A 20,490-nucleotide genomic window follows, 5' to 3' on the forward strand; every position below is an offset into this window, starting at 1 on the left:
CCGTGAATAATATCAAAGTCCGTTCGGATAGTGTCCCTACTTATCACTTTGTGGCTGGAAGTATAGTGAGGATGAGCTAAAAAATTACTTAGCTCGCCCTAATCCGATCTTATTTCCTTTGAATTCGACGATTTCTACCATCAATTCGTCCCCTTCTTTCAGCACATCACTAACACGGCTGATATGTCCATCGGAAAGTTTAGAGATATGAATCAATCCGTCTACCCCGCCCGGGAGTTCGATAAATGCCCCAAAGTCGACGATTTTTTTCACTTTTCCTTTGACAATGTCACCCACTTTGTATTCCACTTTTTCAACCGGAGTCGCACCGCTGACGATTCCTTCGATATGATCGCGCGCTCCGCGGAGCCCATCACGGTTTTTACCGGTGAGTTTGACAGAACCTTTTTTCTTATCGATATCGATCGTAACGTCAAAACGTTCAATGATTTCGCGAATCGTTTTACCCGCCTGTCCGATAATATCACCGATAAAACTCGGATCGATATGGAAAAGATCGGTACTCGGCAATGTCCCCTCATTGAGCTCAATATGCTCTTCACTGCTCATCATGATATCAATAATGTGTGCACGGGCCTCTTTTGCCTGATAAAGAGCCTCTTTTAGGACATCTAAGCGGATACCGCCGAGTTTAATATCCATCTGCATAGCTGTGATGCCCTCTTTCGAGCCTGCTACTTTGAAATCCAAATCACCGTCATGATCTTCCAACCCCATGATATCCGTCAAAATCGCGTGACGATCCCCTTCTGCAACCATTCCCATCGCAACACCAGCAATCGGGTCTGCCATTTCGATATCTCCGGCACGCAGTGCCATATAACCGCCGCATACTGTCGCCATAGACGAAGAACCGTTGGATTCGAGAATTTCTGACACCAAACGGACCGTTTGTCCGTTGCTGACACATACCCCTTCTAACGCCCGTTTCGCTAAATTTCCGTGACCCAGTTCTCGTCGACGCGGCGCTCCGATAGGGGAAGGCTCACCGACACTGAATCCCGGAAAATTGTAATGAACCATAAAAGCTTCATTTTGGGTTCCGCTGTCTGTGAGATTTTCATACATTTGGGCATCTTTTGGCCCGCCTAGCGTCAACACGACCAATGCCTGTGTTTGACCGCGCGTAAAGAGTGCGGAGGCATGAGCACTCGGCAATACGTTCGTCTCAATTTTAATCGGGCGTACTTCAGCAAGCCCCCGACCGTCCGCACGCACTTTATCGTCCAAAATTTGAGATCGAACCATAGTACGTTTTACCGATTCAATCGCTTTTTTTAACTCATGTTCATTCCATTCCGGTTTTTCTTTTAGAATGGATTTACGGATCGTTCGCAATGCTGTACTGCGCTCCGTTTTTGCCATTTGGCTGATGCCCCGTTTGATATCATCCGTATGATGTGTGCGAACATACTCAACCATTTCAGCATTGATTTCACTGATAACGTATTGAAGTTCAAACGGTTCGCTTGCAAACGGTTTAAAAGCCTTTTCGTAGGCACTGTTCGCTTCAAAAAGGGCCTCTTGAGCCTGAGACAGAACACTAATCAACTCATCTTCAGGAAGTGCATTGCTCTTGCGTATTGCAATTGCGGATGAGCCCATAACAGGATCCACCATCGGATCAATCATGCCGATATCAATTATCTCCATCTCGTTTGTTCCGAGTGCTTGCATTTCAATCATCAGCATATCGTCTTTGCTTCCGGCCAAATACAAATCAAGCGTACTGTTTTCTAATTGACTTCTCGTAGGATTAAACACGATCTCATCATTAATTTTCCCTACACGAACGGCACTCACCGAATTGAAAATATCAACGTCTGAAACGTACAATGCCGCAGATGCGGCGTTGAGTGCCAAAACTTGTAAATCCGCTTCACGGTCGGCGCTGAGTACCATAATAGTGATTTGGATCGGATTCGCAAATCCTTTTGGAAATAAAGGACGTAATGAGCGATCGACGATACGTGACGTCAATGTTTCAAAATCACTCGGTTTGGTTTCCCGCTTGATAAAACCGCCCGGAAATTTTCCGGCAGCATAACTTTTTTCGATGTATTGTACGGTAAGCGGTAAAAAATCTTCATCCACAAAATCGGTCTCATCAATAACAACGGTTGCTAAAATAACGGTATCTCCGCATTTAAGCCACGCAGCTCCGTTGGCTTGTGCTGCTACTTGACCGAATGCGTATCCTTCTTTTTTGTTACGTAAGTCAAGTTCTACATTGTATTTCATTATTTCTCCATTTTTTTTATCGTTTCATTGAAGAGGCGCCGCCGATAACGTATTTCAAATCGTTATCGATAAATCGGAGACCAAGACCCAAATAAACATTTTGTGAACCCGGATTGAGGAAATTATCCCATCCGCCATATAGCTCAAGATGTTTCAACATCTGATACCGAACCTGTGCTTTAAGATGTGCACTTGTAGACCGGAAGTCGTTAATTGCATTAAAATCAAACGCTTCAGCGGTAAATTTCAACTTATCATGATTCATAAAATAATCAACTCCGACACCGCCGGTCGATTCAATCGCACCGAAACGAAGCAATGTATTATCAAAACGTTTCCCGTATTGTGCCGAATAATAGGTTTTCCCTTTTTCATGCAGTGTCGGATTTCCCAAAGCTCTATTCGAGTTTTTCGAGTAGTCATCCGTACTGATCAAATCAAACATATAATAGGTTTCAGGATTCGGAAGATAATTAACCCCTAAATAAATTTTGCCGTATTGATCGCGCATCATGTAATCAGTATGCATTGCCACCTGTAGTTCACTAGCGGTAAAGCTTCCCAACATGGCATCCACTTTATTAAACGCTTCCTGACCGCCTTTGAAAAAATCGCCTGCCGATTGAATCGTATCTTTGAGAGATGCACGGTTCTCTACCAGAATCGTACTGACATTGTCTTCAATCGATGAAAATTTATCCACGGCATCCGGAAGCTTATGTTCGAGCGCACCGCTAATATTATCCATTCGTGTTGTCAATGAATCGATCCGTGCCATAATATTAGGCAAATCTTTATTCACCGTATCGGCAGTCGTCGCAAATCCGGCACTCATTGCTCTGAAATTGGCAATTGCATCATGCAGATCATCGCGATTATCGACAATCACACCATTAAGATTCGTTCCAACATTTCGGAACGCAATAATCGCATCCTGAATCGCTTTACGATGTTCATCATCCAAAGTCCCTCTTAAATCATGCAGAAGAAGTTCCAACTCTTTTGCGGCGGCATTGACGGAATCACTCGTCTGATCAAACGATGCATAACGCTTACTTTGGGCAAGTGTTCCACCGGAACCGAGTATTCCTGTAGAATCCCCTACAATAATATTGATTACTTTAGATCCTAATAGCGATTCTTGTGTAACGATTACCGATGAATCATCCGGAATTTTTATCCCATCATCAATCAAAAGGGTTAGCTTTACCTGTTTTCCTTCGATTGTAATTTTTTCGACATCTCCGACCGTTACTCCATTCATCAATACGTGCGTATGCTTTTCGATACCGGACGCATCTTCCACATACGCTTCAATTATATAGCCTTTACTTCCCCATTTGCCCAGGGATGTAACCTGAGTTGAGAGAATCAACAATGCACTCAAAGCCATAACGACAAAGAGACCGATTTTTGCTTCCAGTTTCATACTCTACCCTCTTTAATTGGTTAGTTTGTAATTAAATTCAGACCCACCGATGGGTTTGAGAATAATGGTAATAAAAATATACGAATCATCCACAGAATCCGCTCCATTGGCATTGGTCAAAAGAGGACGTCGATTTTGGACATATCGAATACCGAAATCAAGACACCGTTGCGTGTGTAAAAATCCGATTTCACTTCGTTTGAGCAAATTTTCGTGGTAATCATACGCTACGAGCCCAAAAATCCGATAATCATGATTGTATTGATATGCCGCATCCGCTGTCCAATAGCTTGCATACATAGGACTATTATTACGCAGCTCATCTGAATAATAATGACTCACACCTGCCGTTACGATTCCATCATTATACCTAACTGTATTTTGTTCTTTCGTTATAAGGTTACGATCATGGTTGAAAGCAGTTTGATTGTAATAGGATATGGCACTGCTTATTTCCCATTCTAATTCATTTTGTAACTCCCCGTAATAGCTTCCCTGTTTATCATAACGAAAATTTTGGGAAAGTCTATCGACAAGAAATTGTTTATTTCCTTCAAAAAGATAGTTATTGACGCCAAAAGAGAGGGTATTGCTCGGTTCATTCAAGGTATAAAATTCGCACGCAGGATTTGTACTTCCAACAATGCATTCACCGTTTGTACGATACGTATCATAATATCCGTGATAGTACCGGTTGCCTGATGCACTATAACTGACAGAAGGGGTAATTACATGGGTCATCGTCTCATACGGATGAATCAAAGTCGAGGAAAGAGAAACAGTGTGATCGAGAGATGCATACAGACCTTGATTGTACAAATTTCCTGTTTCTCCCGGGAGTCCGTTCCCGTAAAAACCGATCACTTTAGACCTTGCTGTCGCGGTATAGCTGAGATCAAGATATTCATCAAATAAAGCCGTTTGAAGCGTCATAGGAACAGTAAAATCGCCTTGCACCGCATTTTTACCTTCAGGACGATAAAAATTTGTGGCTGTTGCATCTGCGTTGATAAGGAGGTGATCTGCGAAAAAACTCTCAAGATAACGATGGTAATGGAGACTTGGAAGAGTCTGGATGGTTTGTGCATTACTGGCTTTATTTAAATATTGATAATGTTTAACGTACATTCCAATATAATTTTCTTCACTGCTGTAATAGCCATTTACCCGGGATATAATTTGATTATCAGTAATATTTTGTGTCAAATCACTGTGTTGAAGATTCAGATAATCAACATCGTTCATCCAAGATCCTTTTACATATAAACCTGATTCTCCCTCTAAATTTATATCAAACCATTCCCTTAATGGGGCACTATGTTGATAATTAATAGCATATCCATAATGTTTCAAATTAGCTAGATCTTTCTCTTTTGCGTAACGTCCTTGTTCATTGAAATAGCCTCCTCCAATTGATCCTTTGGAAGATGGAGTATCTACAAATCGTAAATCTCCATAAATCCCCTCTCCACGCATTGTTCTGATCTGAGGACGTAATTCTAGATCCCACCAATTTTGCGGTGCAAAATAGATTGGTTGTTGGTAGTAAAATCCTTCCGAATTCGACCATCCGAATGTCGGGATCAATAATCCGCTGCGTCGCGTTTTATCCGTAGGGTATCCAAAATACGGGAGATAAAACACCGGTAGATCGTTAATCACCAATCGGGCATTATAGAGGTTCACCCACATATTATCGGTATTATAATCGGCACTGCTAAAACGTATTTTCCATAAAGGGTCTTGCGAATCGCATCCGGAAAGCGCACCGCTCGCTAAATCGATATCATTTTTACAGGTTTGCGCTTCAGCCGTATTGATCCACAAACCGTTCTCTTGATCAAATATATAATAAGGTTTTGAATAACGCGTATCATTTGCCAAATCGACACGCGAATAGTCACTCATCGCATGAAATTGATTTGCCTTGAAGATATTTACTGACCCTTTAGCCTCGATAATACTGGTATTGCGATCATATGTAAATGTATCGGCACTCAGTATTTGATCTTTATATAAAACAACCGGATTTCCCGTAACTGTTGCAATTGAGCCGTTTGTATCAGCCGTCGTTCCGTAGAGTTCAACGTGTTCATCGCCCAATAAAACGGTCGATGCGATCAGACTGATCCAGTAAAATTTACGCATTGATTACCAATGTACGTGCTGTGCGGTCATGCCAGCTGCGTCGATAAGGGTCCAGAATTGCCCAGACAAATCCTAAGTAGAAAAGAGCTTCGCTGATCACCCTGAAAACACTGCGATTAAAGGAACTGAGGAAACCGGGATTAGAGAGTGTAGCGATCTCAATCACACGGATTTTCATAATAATCTTGCCGATACTGCCGCCGTATTGCATCGTAAAAAAGGTTTGATAGATGATTTTAATGCTCATGTATTCGAGGAGAAAGCTGTTCGTAACCGAAATCATCGCTTCGAGCGTTTGAACCTTGGACATTGTGTCCCACAAAATGATCATCAATAATACCGAAAGAAGTACTTCATCAATCCCGAACGCTGCGGCACGCTGACGTATAGAGGCGAGTTCTAGATGTTCACGCTGAATCAGCGTATCGAGTTGCTCATCCATTATCGCAGTGCTTGATACGCAATATCGGTACGGAGTTTTTTACCGGCAAAATGGACTTGACCGCACAACATATAGGCACGATCTCTCGCCTCTTTGATACTCTCTCCTACCCCAACACATACCAGAACACGCCCTCCAGAAGCATAGAGTTTACCGTCTTCCTCAATCACACCGGCATACGCAATATGGGTATTTTGGGCAATTTCATCATGATGGATCTCATCGACGATAATCTCTGCCGGTTCCGAGTTATCATACGGGTAGTTACGGCTTGCCATGACAATACCGACCGCATACTTGTCATGAAACTCGACATTAAGAGTATCGAGTTGTTTGGTTGCCGCTTTGTAAAAAAGTTCACTGGCCGGGGTTTTAAGAAGCGGCATAAGAATTTCACATTCCGGATCTCCGAAACGAACATTAAATTCCAGAGTAATCGGTTCACCGTTAACGATCATAAGACCGATAAAAAGAACCCCCTCAAACGGAGCCCCCTCTTCCTGCATCCCTTTTAGGGTCGGACGGACGATGCGATCTTTTACTTTCTCATAAATGACATCGTCTACAAGCGGTGTCGGAGCATAGGCACCCATTCCACCCGTATTGGGACCTTCATCGTTATCCAAGAGGCGTTTGTGGTCCTGTGCCGCCGGAAGCAGGATAAAATCCTTCCCGTCGCACAACGCAAACATTGAGAGTTCATAACCGTCCAGAAACTCTTCGACGACAACCCGTTTACCTGCATCCCCGAACGATTTTCCGCTAAGCATCTCAGAGACGGCTACTTTTGCTTCTTCATGGCTCATCGCGATGATGACCCCTTTACCGGCACACAAGCCATCTGCCTTTACGACAACCGGAGGGGTAAGAGATTCGATAAATTTAAACGCATCGCCGATATGATCGGTCTCGATATAGCGTGCCGTCGGAATGGCGTATTTGGCCAAAAAGTTTTTCATATAGACTTTTGAACCTTCTAACTGTGCTGCTGCTTTTGAAGGACCGAAAATAACTAACCCTTTGGCTTTAAACACATCGACAACACCGTCACTGAGCGGCCCTTCCGGCCCTACAATCGTGAGATCAATTTTATTTTCTACTGCAAAGTCCGCCAATTTTTCATAATCTTTAATCGCAACATTTTCGCCCAACATCGTTGTCGCACCGTTACCCGGAGCAAAATAGAGCGCTGTAACCGCAGGGTCTTGTTTCAATACTCTCCCGATCGAAAATTCGCGTCCGCCGCTTCCGATTACCATTACTCGCATAGATCACCTTGAGAAAAAATTTAATTATCTTATCTGAAACACGTTAACGCCTCTCAAATAAGGTAAAAGCCCGGGCGGGCGTTTCGCAGTAGCTTCGGTTCTCAAAGCCGAATAAAGCCACTCGAGCGTCTCTTCCGGCGACAATCTCTCATACTTGCGTACTCAAACAAGATCATCGGCACCCAAAGACGACTACGGCTGTGACTAATTGTATATGTAGAACCCTCAAAATGCGGTTACTCGCTTCACCCAGATAAAACAATTATAGCTTTAAAAGCTTAAAAGGGTGATGAATTTTGCGCAATTTCTTGTGCCAGCTGTACGGCTGAAGCGACACTGGCTTGGGGACTTACAAAGACCTCTTTCGCATTTTGAAAAGCACTCTGAGTCGTTTTTCCTATAGCGACAATGCTATGTGTCGGCAGGATAGAATACAATGCGCAAAAGCACTTAATCGATGATGGCGATGTAAAAACTAAAACGGCATCTTTTTCAATGTGATATGTATTTGCCTCTTTATTGCAGGTTGTTTCATACACAACGGCTTCATCAATAGGTATTCCCTGCCCTCTGGCCGTTTCAACCCATTCGGATGCAATCACTTTCGGACGAAGATAGAGCCATTTGCCATTGCGTTTTTTTGCACTCAACATACCCGGAATCGATTTTCCGTAACCGTCACCTGTCTCTACATGCACGGCACCTGCTTGTCGCGCCGCTTCAGCCGTACTTTCTGATACACAGATACAGTGTAGGGTATCCCATGTAAATGTGTACTTTTCTAAAGCGATTAGTGCTTGTTTGGAGGTGAGAATAATCCCCTCATACTGGGTAAAATCGATAGTAGGATTTAAAAATGAGATCGTAAGGATAGGGATATGGATGACGCCCTCATAGGGAGTCTTGGAGATGAGATAAACAGGGCGCAAGAGAGCGCCTTATTCCCACTCGATCGTTGCAGGCGGTTTGGAACTGATGTCATATACGACACGATTTATCCCGTCCACTTCGTTGATGATACGACGACTGATACGCTCCAACAACGTATGAGGAAGATGGGCAAACGTTGCCGTCATACCGTCCACCGCTTCGACGACACGGACACATACCGTGTTGTCATACGTACGGTTATCGCCCATAACACCGACTGATTTAACATTAAGAAGAACTGCAAATGCCTGCCATGTTTTAGTGTAATAACCGCTTGCTTTCAACTCATCGAGCAAAATCGCATCGGCTTCGCGAAGTAAATCAAGATCCGGTTTGTTCACTTCACCCATAATTCGGATTCCAAGACCAGGCCCAGGGAACGGATGACGGTTAACAAGCGAATCCGGCAGACCAAGTTCAAGACCGAGTTTACGTACTTCGTCTTTAAAGAGATCGCGAAGAGGTTCAATCAATTCAAAATCCATCCAATCCGGCAATCCGCCAACATTATGGTGTGATTTGATAGTTACGGAAGGCCCGTTGACCGAAACCGATTCGATAACGTCCGGATACAATGTCCCTTGTGCAAGGAATTTGATCCCGTCGTGTTTTTTTGCTTCCGCTTCAAACACTTCGATAAAGGTATGTCCGATAATTTTGCGTTTAGTTTCCGGATCGGTTACCCCTGCTAATTTTCCAAGGAAAATTTCCGAAGCATCTGCTACAACGAGAGGAACTTTGAGATGCACTTTGAAAATATTCTCAACCGAATCACGCTCTCCTTTTCGAAGAAGCCCGTTATCGACAAATACAGGAATCAACTGATTCCCGATTGCTTCGTACAATAATGCCGCGACAACAGATGAATCAACTCCGCCGCTGAGAGCACAAAGAACTTTTCCTTCTCCGACCTGAGCACGGATTTTGACAATTTGTTCTTTGAGGAAATGTCCCATATCCCATTTTTCGGTGATACCGCAGATTTTACGGGCAAAATTACGAAGCATCAAGTATCCCTCTTCCGAGTGGTTAACCTCAGGGTGATACTGCATCGCGTAAACCATTTTTGCTTCATTGGCAATTGCCGCGTACGGAGAATTCGGCGAATAGGCGATCGGAACAAAACCTTCCGGCAATACATCTACTTTATCGGAATGGCTCATCCATACAACACGTTCGTCTTCACACCCTTCAAAAAGGACAGAGTGCTGTGTCATATCAATGGTGAGTTCCGCTTTGCCGTATTCGTGATGATCACTTCGGATAACCGAACCGCCAAAGTCAACGGCAATACGCTGCATACCGTAACAAATCCCTAAAACAGGGATTCCAAGAGCATAGACTCCTTGATCGACTTCATAAGCATCTTTGTTATACACCGATGAAGGACCGCCGCTGAGGATAATTCCTTGCGGATTTTTCGCTTTGATCGCATCAATTTTCGTGTGATAAGGAAGGACTTCACAATAGATTTTGTCTTCGCGCAAACGGCGAGCGATCAGCTGAGTGTACTGGGAGCCGAAATCGAGGACGATGATACTGACATCTTTCACGGGTAAGCCTTTAGGTGCAAGATTTGGATAGTTTAAAGTGTAAAAGGATACTGTAAACATGTTTAAGATTTAATACAAGAGTATCTTAAAACTATAAAATCAGTATTTAAAACCCTAAAGGAATCATAAAGATGACCAATACTGAAGAACACCGTTTTTGGTTAAATGCCAAAGCGATGCTACGGGAACGATTAAGCCTTACCGATGATAAGGCCGAAGATACGGTAATTGATGAGCGTATTCGAAGTGATGTACACATGAAAGGGGCAAACTTATGGATTTTAATGTTTGCTATTTTTGTTGCATCGATCGGGCTCAACGTCAATTCTACCGCTGTTATTATCGGGGCAATGTTGATTTCACCGCTTATGGGACCCATCATGGGGATCGGCTATGGCGCCGGAATCAATGATTTTACCCTTATTCGTCAAGCATTTAAAAATTTAGCAATTGCGACGCTGATCGGTCTGTTGACATCAACGCTCTATTTTTTGATCTCACCCCTGGATACGGCCCAATCGGAACTTTTGGCACGGACGACACCGACCGTATGGGATGTATTAATCGGCCTTTTCGGCGGATTGGCAGGTATTGTTGCGGCAACCCGAAAAGAAAAAAGCAATGTTATTCCGGGGGTTGCAATCGCAACGGCACTGATGCCGCCGCTCTGTACGGCAGGGTTTGGACTGGCAACAGGACATTGGAACTACTTTTTCGGAGCATTCTATCTCTATACGATCAATTTTGTCTTTATCGCTTTATCCGCATTTTTAATTGTCCGTGCTTTTAACATAAGCGAAAAAAAATACGTTGATCCGGATGTGGCGAAACGGGCACAACGCTATATCATCGTTGTAGCCATTTTAACCATCATTCCAAGTTCTTATTTAGCGTATCAACTCGTCAGTAAAGAGGTTTTTAAAGCCAAAGCAACCGCTTTTGTGAATGATCAACTGAATTTTAAAAATACCAATGTGGCACAGGTAAGAATTGATCCGCAAACAGAAGAGGTAAAAGTTTTCTTGATAGGAGACTATATTCCGCAAAGTGAACTCAACAACATTAGTGCACGTCTCGCAAGCGCAGGGTTAGAAAAAGCCAAACTGAAAGTTTATCAAAACGGTGAGCAAGAGGGGATTGATATGTCAACGCTAAAGGCCGATATTATTACCGATTTGTATCGAAATACAAAAGCGGACCTTCAGGAAAAAGAGAAAAAAATCGCTCAGCTAAAAGAAAAACTACAGCTTTTATCCCATAACCGCGAATACTATACTGCGATTCCAAACGAGCTTCAAACGCTTTTCCCGAAAGTCCATAACGTCATTCTTTCAGAAAATTACGATTCGGCTGCAGCAGAGCATAATATCAGTGCAACCCGTCTCATTCTCAATGCCGATGCCAAAAAACGGCTAACTAGAAGCGAACGTCAAAAAATCGAAGTGTGGCTGAAAATGCGAACAAAATCGGACAACGTGAAAATTATTATTCACTAAGCATTATTTTCTACCATAAAATGGACACCTATCGATTCGGTACGATTTAATGCTCCTTCAATAATCGATAGTGCACTCAAAAGCCGAAGACGCAACAATCGCCCAATCTTTTCACCGAGCATCGTTTCAACCGCCTCTTTGGCATGCTGTAAGCCTTTTTTGGTTCGCACAATAGAGACGTTATCCCACATGATATGGCGGAGGGCATCTTTTTTCTCTTTATCTTCAGGAAATTCAAGTACCTCTTCTGAAATTTCAAAATGGCCCTCACAACTCTTTAGCGGATGTGTTAAGATGGATTCTGCTGCTTTTTGAGCAAAAACGAGGCCTTCCAGCAAAGAATTACTTGCTAATCGATTCGCTCCATGCACACCCGTAGATGCCGCTTCTCCTGCGGCATAAAGCCCTTTAATACCCGGTATGCTTCCGTCAATATTTGTTTTAATCCCACCTACCGCATAATGAAAAGCAGGGGAGATCGGAACCCGATCTTTCGGCAGATGAAACCCCATATCGTTCAACGATTTATAAATATTCGGAAAACGCTCTTTAAAATACTCGCTTTCAAAATCTTCGCATGAGAGATACACCTGTTTTCCACTTCGCTGCTTGTAATCATAAATCGCTCGGCTGACGATATCACGGGGCGCGAGTTCACCGCGAGGATCATACTCAAATAAAAAACGGTATCCGTTTTCATCGACGACATGTGCCCCCTCTCCCCTGAGTGCTTCGGAGAGGAGCTGTTTGCGTGCCCAGTTATTAGCGACAAAAACGGTCGGATGAAACTGCATCATTTCCATAGATTCAAGTTCAATCCCTTTCTCAATACAAATCCCATGCAAATCACCGCTGATTGTCGAAGCGTTGGTATGGTATTCATACAGCGATCCGACACCGCCACTGGCAATAACAACATTATCCGCATAAATCAGTCGACGTTTTCCTTCGTTGATCACTTCCACACCGCAGCATTGATTGTTTTCGATCAATAAGTCGACGACTGTTGCATCACTGAGCATCGGATGGGGGTTTTGGTTTAAAAGAAAAAAGTGTAAATGACGTCCGGTAGCATCTCCACCGGCATGGAGAATACGACTCCGTGAATGGGCAGCTTCTTTGGTATAGAGGAGATTTCCTTCTTCGTCTTTATCAAACCCGAAACCGCGATCGATCAAATCATGGATTACCCCTTGCGAATGCTCACTCATCATTCGAACTGCCTGAGCATTACACATCCCTGCACCTGCGTCAAGGGTATCGTGTATATGAAGCTCGATATCTGCATCATCGTACGCCGTCGTTACACCCCCCTGGGCATAATAGGTATTGCATTCCCACGGATAGGATTTATTGATAAGCAGAACTTTCATCGTTTTTGGCAGTGCAATTGCCGTATACAGCCCCGCTACGCCCGAACCGATAATTACTACATCATAACGCACCGGAGGAGTTCTCTTTCGGCTGAGGTTTCGTATAATACGGAGGGGCTTTATAGCCACATCCGCCAAAAAATGCCGCGATTGCGACGGCACATAAGGCAATAGTTATTTTTTTTGCCATTTGATCCCCTCATCTTCTTCTATGGGGATGTTATAATAGCTTGAATAAATTACTCATTAAGAGATTCGCTATGCTTGATCAAATTCGCTCTCTTCCGCATCAAGCGGGAATTTATCAATACCTTGATGAAAAAGGGAGAATTCTCTACATCGGAAAAGCAAAAAATCTCTCGAAACGGGTTAAAAGCTATTTTAATCTCACTCCGACACTCTCACCTAAAATGACATTATCATTACGAATTCAAAAAATGCTTTCCGAAACAGTAGGATTGCATTACATCATTGTCGAAAATGAACATGACGCCCTCATCCTGGAAAATTCTCTTATCAAACAGCTCAAACCAAAATACAATATCCTTCTTCGCGATGATAAAACCTACCCCTACCTCTACGTCGATATGGAAGAACCTTACCCCCGATTCGAACTCACCCGCAAAATCATCAAGGGCAAAGGAGTCCGCTATTTCGGCCCTTTTTCTGTAGGGGCACGGGATATTCTCGATTCTCTTTACGAATTGCTGAAACTGGTACAGAAAAAAAGCTGCCTAAAAGGGAAAAAGGGGTGCTTGTTTTATCAGATGGAACAGTGTCTTGCCCCGTGTGAATTTCCTATCCCTCGCGAAACCTATCTTCCGATGGTCATGCAGGGGATCGAGTGGATACAAAACAAACGGCGTCTTATCAAACAACTTGAAACGAAAATGGAGTTTTATTCCGAGTCGCTCCGGTTTGAAGAAGCACTTGTGTTGAGAGATCGGATCGAACGGATCAGTAAAAGTGAACTTACTTCCCAAATCGATATGGCTTCGAACGAAAACTATGATGTATTTGCCATTGCAATGAATGAAACACGAGCCTGTATACTCCGACTCTTTATTCGCGGGGGAAAAGTCGCTTCAAGTACCCATGATTTTCTCCCTCTAAGCCTCTCGTTTTCTCTTGATGAAGCGTATGAACGGACATTAATAGGATTTTATGGAAATGAAAAACCTCCTATAATCGCACCTATCCTAACCGCTCATCCGTTTGAATCCCGTGAATGGGTTCATGAACATCTCACTGCTCTTTTCGGAAAAAAAGCGTCCATTGAAACACCTCAACGAGGAGGGAAAAAAGAGTTGATCGATCTCGCACTCACCAATGCCCACGAGCTGCTGCGGACACAACAGCCCTCAAATGAATCGCTTCTCTATACCCTTCAAGAGCTGTTCAAACTCGAGATCCTCCCAAGAAGGATCGAAATATTCGATAACTCCCATTTCGGGGGTACCGCTACTGTCGGAGCTATGGTAGTCTATGATAACGGGCACTTTGATAAAAAAGGGTATCGCACCTTTCATCTGCATGTGAGGGATGAATACGGACAAATGTCAGAGATGCTGCGTCGTCGTATCGAAGGATTTGCCGATAATCCTCCACCTGATCTTTGGGTGCTTGACGGAGGAGAAACATTACGGGCTTTAGCGGTTGATTTGTTGAAATCCCATGGAATTCATCTCGACGTCATCGCTATCAGCAAAGAGAAAATTGATGCCAAAGCACACAGGGCAAAAGGTTCCGCACGCGATATTCTCCATACCGATGAAGAGACATTACGACTCGAAAGTACCGATAAACGGCTGCAATTTGTCCAAATGCTTCGTGATGAAGCACACCGAAGCGCCCTTACATTTCATAAGAAAAGCAAACTAAAACTCGATCAGCACTCCAAACTCCTTTCGACACATGGAATTTCTCAAGCAAAAATCCATAAACTTCTTGAATATTATGGGACATTTGAAGCCATTGCAAAAAGCGATTTTGAGACACTTAGAGAACTTATCGGGGTAAATGATGCAAAAAATATCCAAAATTGTTATCAAGAAGAGATGTCTAAGTAATCTTTTATGGAGTTTATGCCATATTCCACGGATTGTGTTTTCAGCAGTTTTTTAGCTAAGGGGTCAAATAATGGAAAAAACAATTCCAATCGACGAAGAATATCTTTTTGAAGGGCGTGCTATTGTTAGTGAAACGGATCTTAATGGGGTCATAACATTTGCCAATCGGAAATTTTGCGAAATCTCTGGCTACAGTGTTGATGAGTTGATCGGTCAGCCACATAATATCATTCGACATCCCGACATGCCTAAAGCGGGGTTCGAACAAATGTGGAAAACAATCCAGGCCGGTACTATTTGGCACGGGTTGGTTAAAAACCTCAGAAAAGACGGTCGTTATTATTGGGTCGATACAGAAGTAAGTCCTATGTATGACAGTAAAGGTCAGCTAAAAGGCTATATGGCTGCTCGAAAACCTGCATCACGAAAGAATATTGAAGAGACGTCGGCGTTATACAAAAAAATGCTTGAACAAGAGCAATAGGAGGTATGAGTGTTATTTTATAATCATAAACACGAATTCATGGGTATTGATGAAGAGGGGTTAAAGCTACTTAATTACACTACCTTAGAAGATTTATTAGAAGTTTGCAACGATGTAGCCGACTTATTTGCCCAAGAGCCAGGTTATATCCATAACTTTAAAAGTTTCAGTTGGATTGATTTTTTACTTCATGCTGATTCTGAAGCCCGTTCTGCTATAGTTCACGGCAATGGACGCACCTTTTCCTGCACTCTTCAAGTGTACAATGTTTACTTTTGTTCTGAACCTTCTCAAAACAGCTATATGATCGACATGACCCATATACAGTCGATCAATGGTGATGAGGTCAAACCTCATACCATTACACCGAAACCTCATACCATTACACCGAAACCTCAGCCTGCAACTCTGATAATACCGCACGAAGAAAAAGCTCCTATTATTCCGGCTATTTCTTCGTCTTTACCTAACTATACGCACATTACACCTACTTCTCTTAGTGAACCGGGGACATTGGATATCCCTTCCTATGCCGAAAACCGTTTTGAAGTACCATCTGAACCAGTAGAAGATTTATATGCAAAACTGACTCTTCCCATCGCAGATACAAAATTAGATCGGGAGACGGAAGTTCCAACCCCTCCTGCCAGAATACCGGTAGAGCAGCCTATGCTTGGAGATGTTCATTACAGCAAAGCCGAAAAAGAGTTTATCGACAATCTTAAAGTTGATAAATCATATCGTTTCGATCCAAATGTTGCAGCAAATGAATTAGGCCTTCCTGTTGATCTAATTTTAGAGTTTATTGGCGATTTCATTCAACAGTCTTATGAATTTAAAGATGAACTTTTTGAAGCAGTTTTAAAAGGGGATACAAATAATATTAAAATTCTCTCCCATAAACTTAAAGGAGTTGCAGCTAACCTTCGTATTGAAGACGCGTTTGAAACACTCAGTATCATTAACACGTCAAGCGATCCGATTGAAATAGAAGCGAATCTCAAATATTTTTATGCCATCATTAATAAATTAGAGGGAAAAGAACCTACAGCAATTCAAGAAGAGGTTTCAGTCAAAGTGCCTAGTGAAGAAGAGATCATTAAACCCCCTCTAGCTACTGACTTATCATCAGATGATGATATTTATGAATTTACCTTTAAACATGACGAACCGTTATCTATTACAGAAGAAAATCTTGTAATGTCAGACTCTACAGATGACACAAATGCACATGTAATTACAGAGTATGAATTCTTAGAAGATGCAAAAGAAGTAGATTTAACCTCAGAAGAAGTAAATAACGAATATACTTTGACAGAAGTTCCAATCCAGTCTCTCCATTATGATAAATTTTTTATTGCTGGACAGCTCGGTATTGAAAATGATTTCTTTGATGAATTAATCAATGAGTACAAACATGATGCACTCAAAGCCGGAGAAGAAATTGCAGCCGCTATCAGTGCATTTGATACCCATTTATGGAAACGAACTGCCGCTCAACTCAAAGGGATCAGTGATAATCTCCGATTGAACGAAATTTCTGATGAATTGGCAATATTGTCGCTAACCAATGATGCACAGGAAGCCAAAAAAGCTTCCAAACGGCTCAACGGTTTTCTTGAACAACTATAATTTTAAGGACATAGAGGATATCCCATGCAATTAGGACTTAGAAATCGACTCCGTCTCATCAGTCTCTTACCGATTCTGATACTTTTCACCCTTGCAAGTTACTACGTTTTCAATGCGTATGTCAGTTATAAAGGGGCCGGACAGCTTCAAGTTAGACTTGAAGGAAATAAACAGCTTACCGAATTAATCAACAATCTCTCTCGTGAACGCGGAATGACCGTGATGTATATGGGAAATGCTTCTCCGGCAACCTTAAAATCACTCCATGCCCAACGTCTTATTGTTGACAAAAAAATTGCTGCTTATGAAAAATTTTTGGCGTCAGTAGGACACACAGCCAATGCTGAAAGTGAGAGAGTAGCCGCACTTAATGACGTTTTGACCAAACTTCAAAATCAGCTCAATCAAACACGTCCTATAGTGGATTCTCAAAAAGCCAAATTTGATCAAGTCTTTTCAGAAATTTATAGTAAATCCCAAGAAAAGCTAATTAGCGAACTTGCCGAATTGGCTGGGCTCCATTTCGATGAAGAGATAAATGCTTTCTCATCCACATATCTGTCGCTTGTTCGTGCCAGTGAATACAGCAGCATCGAACGTGATTATATTACCTATCTTCTATCTCGCGCGACACCTTTAAGCAGTGATGAGTTGGACAAATGGACTACTCTTATGAGTAAAGCCGATATGTTTACAATTGAGGGGATGAGTGATAAGAATATTCAAGCCAAACTTAAAGCCTCTTTATTCAGCGAAGACAATACTGAGCTGTATCAAGATATTACAACTGAACGAAGTGGCATTCTACAAGTAAGTGCCAGTGGAAAATATCCGACTCAATCAGGTATCTGGTTTGCAATGATCTCTGAAAAAATTGATGCCATTGACGGAGCTCAAAAAATTCTGATCGAGGCAATGGATAACCGGGCTTTAACCATTCAACAACATGCTGTTCAACTTCTTATAATTGCAATTTTCGTTTGGATATTAGCCGTTTTAGTTGCTGTACTGGGTTACTTCCTCTCAGCTGAAATTACCAAAAACATCCAAAACCTTGAGTCCGTTCTCAAACGCGTTGCAGAAGATACACATGATAGTGAGGCCGAAGCACTAAGCCATACCATCAATCTTGATACGGCTGAAGGTACCGCGCAAGCGTATGCATTGCTCGAACGTATCATTGAACAAACGCTTAATGATAAACAATACGCGATGGAAGCGTCCGAAGCTAAATCGATGTTCTTGGCGAATATGTCTCATGAGATCCGTACACCATTGAACGGAATTGTTGGGTTTACTGAACTTTTAAAAGATACCGAACTGCATGATGAGCAACGCGAATTTATCGATATCATCGAAAAAAGTTCTGAAAATCTACTCGAAATTATCAATAATATCCTTGACCTTTCTAAAATCGAAAGCAATAAACTTGAAATCGAAGAGATTGTCTTTAATCCGATGGATGAGTTTGAAAGTGCCGTTGAAGTTTATGGTGTTCGCGCATCTGAAAAACATATCGACCTTGCATGTTATGTTGATCCTAGTCTTGAGCGCCCGCTAAAAGGGGATCCGACTAAAATCAAAGAGGTCATTATCAATCTCCTCAGCAATGCCGTCAAATTTACTAATAGTGGAGGGGCTATCAGCGTCGATATTCGCCGCGTAGAGTGTGATACACTTAATCGTGCTCGTATCCGCTTTCAGGTAAAAGACAACGGTATCGGTGTAACCAGTGAACAAAAATCCCGGATTTTTGAAGCCTTCTCCCAAGCAGACACATCGATTACACGTAAATACGGTGGAACAGGATTGGGCCTTACTATTTCGAGCCGTTTCGTTGAGCTCATGGGTTCTAAACTCGATCTTGAAAGTGAGCCTGGCAATGGAACCACTTTCTTCTTTACCCTCGAATTTGAAGAGATCGAAACACTTAACGAACCGCTTAAAGGTTCATATTCTAATATCAATGCTGTTATACTTGAAAGTAATACCAAGAAAAAACTTCAAAATACTTACCTTAAAGAGTATTTGGATTACTTCGGTGTTAGCTATACAACTTTCCATGAATTGAGTGAGCTAAAAATACTTGAACGACAGGTTAATTACGATCTGTTGTTCATTGATAACGACTATACTAATGAGAACGATATCCTTGCATACTCTTCTGCGCAAGAACAGTTGGTACTTATTACAAAATCGTACTACATGAAAAAAATCGATTCCATGGGAATCGAGATTTTCAAAGTTCTTTACGAGCCACTAAATAGCTCTAAAATCCGTACAACGTTAGATGCCTATGATGCAGAAGCGTTCAGTAACCGTAAACAAAAAGCAACCCGACGTAAAAAATTCGATGAGAAAAACTCTAAATTTGCAGCCAGTGCATTGGTTGCAGAAGATAATGTCATCAATCAAAAACTCATCCGTCGCACATTAGAAGATTTGGGTCTAGAAATCACCATTGCCAACAATGGACTTGAAGCTTTTGAAAAACGTAAAAACGGTAATTTCGATATCATTTTCATGGATATCCAAATGCCGGTACTTGATGGGATTGAAGCAACTCAAGAAATTTTGGATTTTGAAGAGGATTATGCACAACACCATATTCCAATTATTGCACTAACAGCCAATGCACTCAAAGGTGATCGTGAACGATTCCTCTCTGCCGGTATGGATGAATATACTACCAAACCGTTAGTGCGTGCCGAAATCATTTCATTACTCAATAATTTTTTAGCGCATAAAATCATTGATATTAAAGCCGTTCCAAAATCGGTTGATGATATTCCTTTGTCTTCTGAATCTTCTTTAACTGATGAAAAGATCGAATCACAGCCAGAGGCTCTTATAGAATCATCTGAGGTATCCAACGAATCCTTAGCTGAAACTCTTGAGGAAAATAAAGATACAATTAATATAATCGCCCCTGAAATTTCTGAAGATATAGAAGCAGAATTAGATAAAGATGTGCCAACAAATATTGATGAATATGAAATTGCTCCAAGTACTGAAATGAGTTTACCAGAAATTCATCAATCGGCTTATGATGCAGATATATTATTGGCTAAGCAAAATACATTAGAGATGAAGCTCTTTGTACGTATTTTAGATGATTTGGGCTATACCTATAAAAGTGTTACTACAACTGATCAATTTATGAATGAACTTACAAATCATCACTATAAACTTGCATTATTTGATAAAACACTTCGAGAGCTAAATCTGAAGGATCTGTATGATATAATCAGATCGAAAGATAGTGACACTTCACTTGTAATGCTTATTGATCCAAGCGTAACAGCGGATGCGAATGATAGTATGTATGTACATGAAATAATCAAAAATATCGTTAACAAAGACTTACTCCGTCTTGTTTTTGAAAAATTTATTTAAGATTGGGG

At 41.9% G+C, this 20,490-nt stretch carries 14 protein-coding genes; 5 read left to right on the plus strand and 9 right to left on the minus strand.

Translation table 11 applies throughout. The annotated features are described in order from the left end of the window. Nucleotides 1-84: 84 nt before the first annotated feature. From PHE37_RS01620 to guaA, 7 genes are all read right to left on the minus strand, one after another. A complete protein-coding gene (locus PHE37_RS01620) occupies nt 85-2,262 on the minus strand; it encodes a polyribonucleotide nucleotidyltransferase (RefSeq protein ID WP_299994175.1) in 2,178 nt (725 codons plus the stop codon). A gap of 16 nt (nt 2,263-2,278) precedes the next feature. Beyond that, the gene (locus PHE37_RS01625; RefSeq protein WP_299994173.1) at nt 2,279-3,691 is read right to left on the minus strand and encodes an MlaD family protein; all 1,413 of its coding nucleotides are present in this window, start codon (nt 3,689-3,691) and stop codon (nt 2,279-2,281) included. A gap of 12 nt (nt 3,692-3,703) precedes the next feature. Then, entirely contained in the window at nt 3,704-5,839 is a 2,136-nt protein-coding gene (locus PHE37_RS01630) for an LPS-assembly protein LptD (RefSeq protein WP_299994171.1), read from the minus strand. Continuing rightward, nucleotides 5,832-6,281 (minus strand): RDD family protein, encoded by a 450-nt coding sequence (locus PHE37_RS01635; RefSeq protein WP_299994169.1) that lies wholly within the window; start codon nt 6,279-6,281, stop codon nt 5,832-5,834. Before PHE37_RS01635 ends, PHE37_RS01630 begins: the two co-directional genes overlap by 8 nt. Next, nucleotides 6,281-7,549 carry a phosphoribosylamine--glycine ligase gene (gene purD / locus PHE37_RS01640; RefSeq protein WP_300008121.1) on the minus strand — a complete coding sequence of 423 codons (1,269 nt, stop codon included), beginning with the start codon at nt 7,547-7,549 and terminating at the stop codon, nt 6,281-6,283. The genes PHE37_RS01635 and purD overlap by 1 nt, the downstream gene beginning before the upstream one ends. 278 nt (nt 7,550-7,827) lie before the next feature. Then, nucleotides 7,828-8,478 carry a uroporphyrinogen-III synthase gene (locus PHE37_RS01645; protein ID WP_299997856.1) on the minus strand — a complete coding sequence of 217 codons (651 nt, stop codon included), beginning with the start codon at nt 8,476-8,478 and terminating at the stop codon, nt 7,828-7,830. Nucleotides 8,479-8,487: 9 nt separating this feature from the next. Beyond that, nucleotides 8,488-10,032 (minus strand): glutamine-hydrolyzing GMP synthase, encoded by a 1,545-nt coding sequence (guaA, locus tag PHE37_RS01650; protein WP_299997859.1) that lies wholly within the window; start codon nt 10,030-10,032, stop codon nt 8,488-8,490. A 131-nt stretch (nt 10,033-10,163) separates the two neighbouring features. On the opposite strand from guaA, the gene PHE37_RS01655 reads away from it, so the two are divergent. Beyond that, a complete protein-coding gene (locus tag PHE37_RS01655; RefSeq protein ID WP_300008123.1) occupies nt 10,164-11,528 on the plus strand; it encodes a TIGR00341 family protein in 1,365 nt (454 codons plus the stop codon). On the opposite strand, the gene nadB is transcribed toward PHE37_RS01655, so the two are convergent. Together nadB and PHE37_RS01665 are read right to left on the minus strand one after the other, a co-directional pair. After that, the gene (gene nadB, locus PHE37_RS01660) at nt 11,525-12,973 is read right to left on the minus strand and encodes an L-aspartate oxidase (RefSeq protein WP_300008125.1); all 1,449 of its coding nucleotides are present in this window, start codon (nt 12,971-12,973) and stop codon (nt 11,525-11,527) included. The two genes, PHE37_RS01655 and nadB, sit on opposite strands and share 4 nt — an antisense overlap. Beyond that, nucleotides 12,963-13,091, minus strand: a complete 129-nt coding sequence (locus PHE37_RS01665) for a hypothetical protein (RefSeq protein ID WP_299993930.1) — start codon at nt 13,089-13,091, stop codon at nt 12,963-12,965. Before PHE37_RS01665 ends, nadB begins: the two co-directional genes overlap by 11 nt. Nucleotides 13,092-13,161: 70 nt before the next feature. Here PHE37_RS01665 and uvrC point away from each other — a divergent pair, with 70 nt between their 5' ends. The 4 genes from uvrC to PHE37_RS01685 all read left to right on the plus strand — a co-directional run bounded on the left by uvrC (nt 13,162) and on the right by PHE37_RS01685 (nt 20,482). Beyond that, nucleotides 13,162-14,970: an excinuclease ABC subunit UvrC gene (gene uvrC / locus PHE37_RS01670; protein WP_299993929.1), complete on the plus strand. Its 1,809-nt coding sequence runs from the start codon at nt 13,162-13,164 to the stop codon at nt 14,968-14,970. Between the two features lie 70 nt (nt 14,971-15,040). After that, nucleotides 15,041-15,454: a PAS domain-containing protein gene (locus PHE37_RS01675; protein ID WP_299993928.1), complete on the plus strand. Its 414-nt coding sequence runs from the start codon at nt 15,041-15,043 to the stop codon at nt 15,452-15,454. 9 nt (nt 15,455-15,463) lie between these two features. After that, a complete protein-coding gene (locus PHE37_RS01680; protein ID WP_299993927.1) occupies nt 15,464-17,086 on the plus strand; it encodes a hypothetical protein in 1,623 nt (540 codons plus the stop codon). A gap of 24 nt (nt 17,087-17,110) precedes the next feature. Beyond that, a complete protein-coding gene (locus tag PHE37_RS01685; RefSeq protein WP_299993926.1) occupies nt 17,111-20,482 on the plus strand; it encodes a nitrate- and nitrite sensing domain-containing protein in 3,372 nt (1,123 codons plus the stop codon). The last annotated feature ends 8 nt before the right edge of the window (nt 20,483-20,490 follow it).

The sequence above is a fragment of the Sulfuricurvum sp. genome, assembly GCF_028681615.1.
Lineage (GTDB): Bacteria > Campylobacterota > Campylobacteria > Campylobacterales > Sulfurimonadaceae > Sulfuricurvum.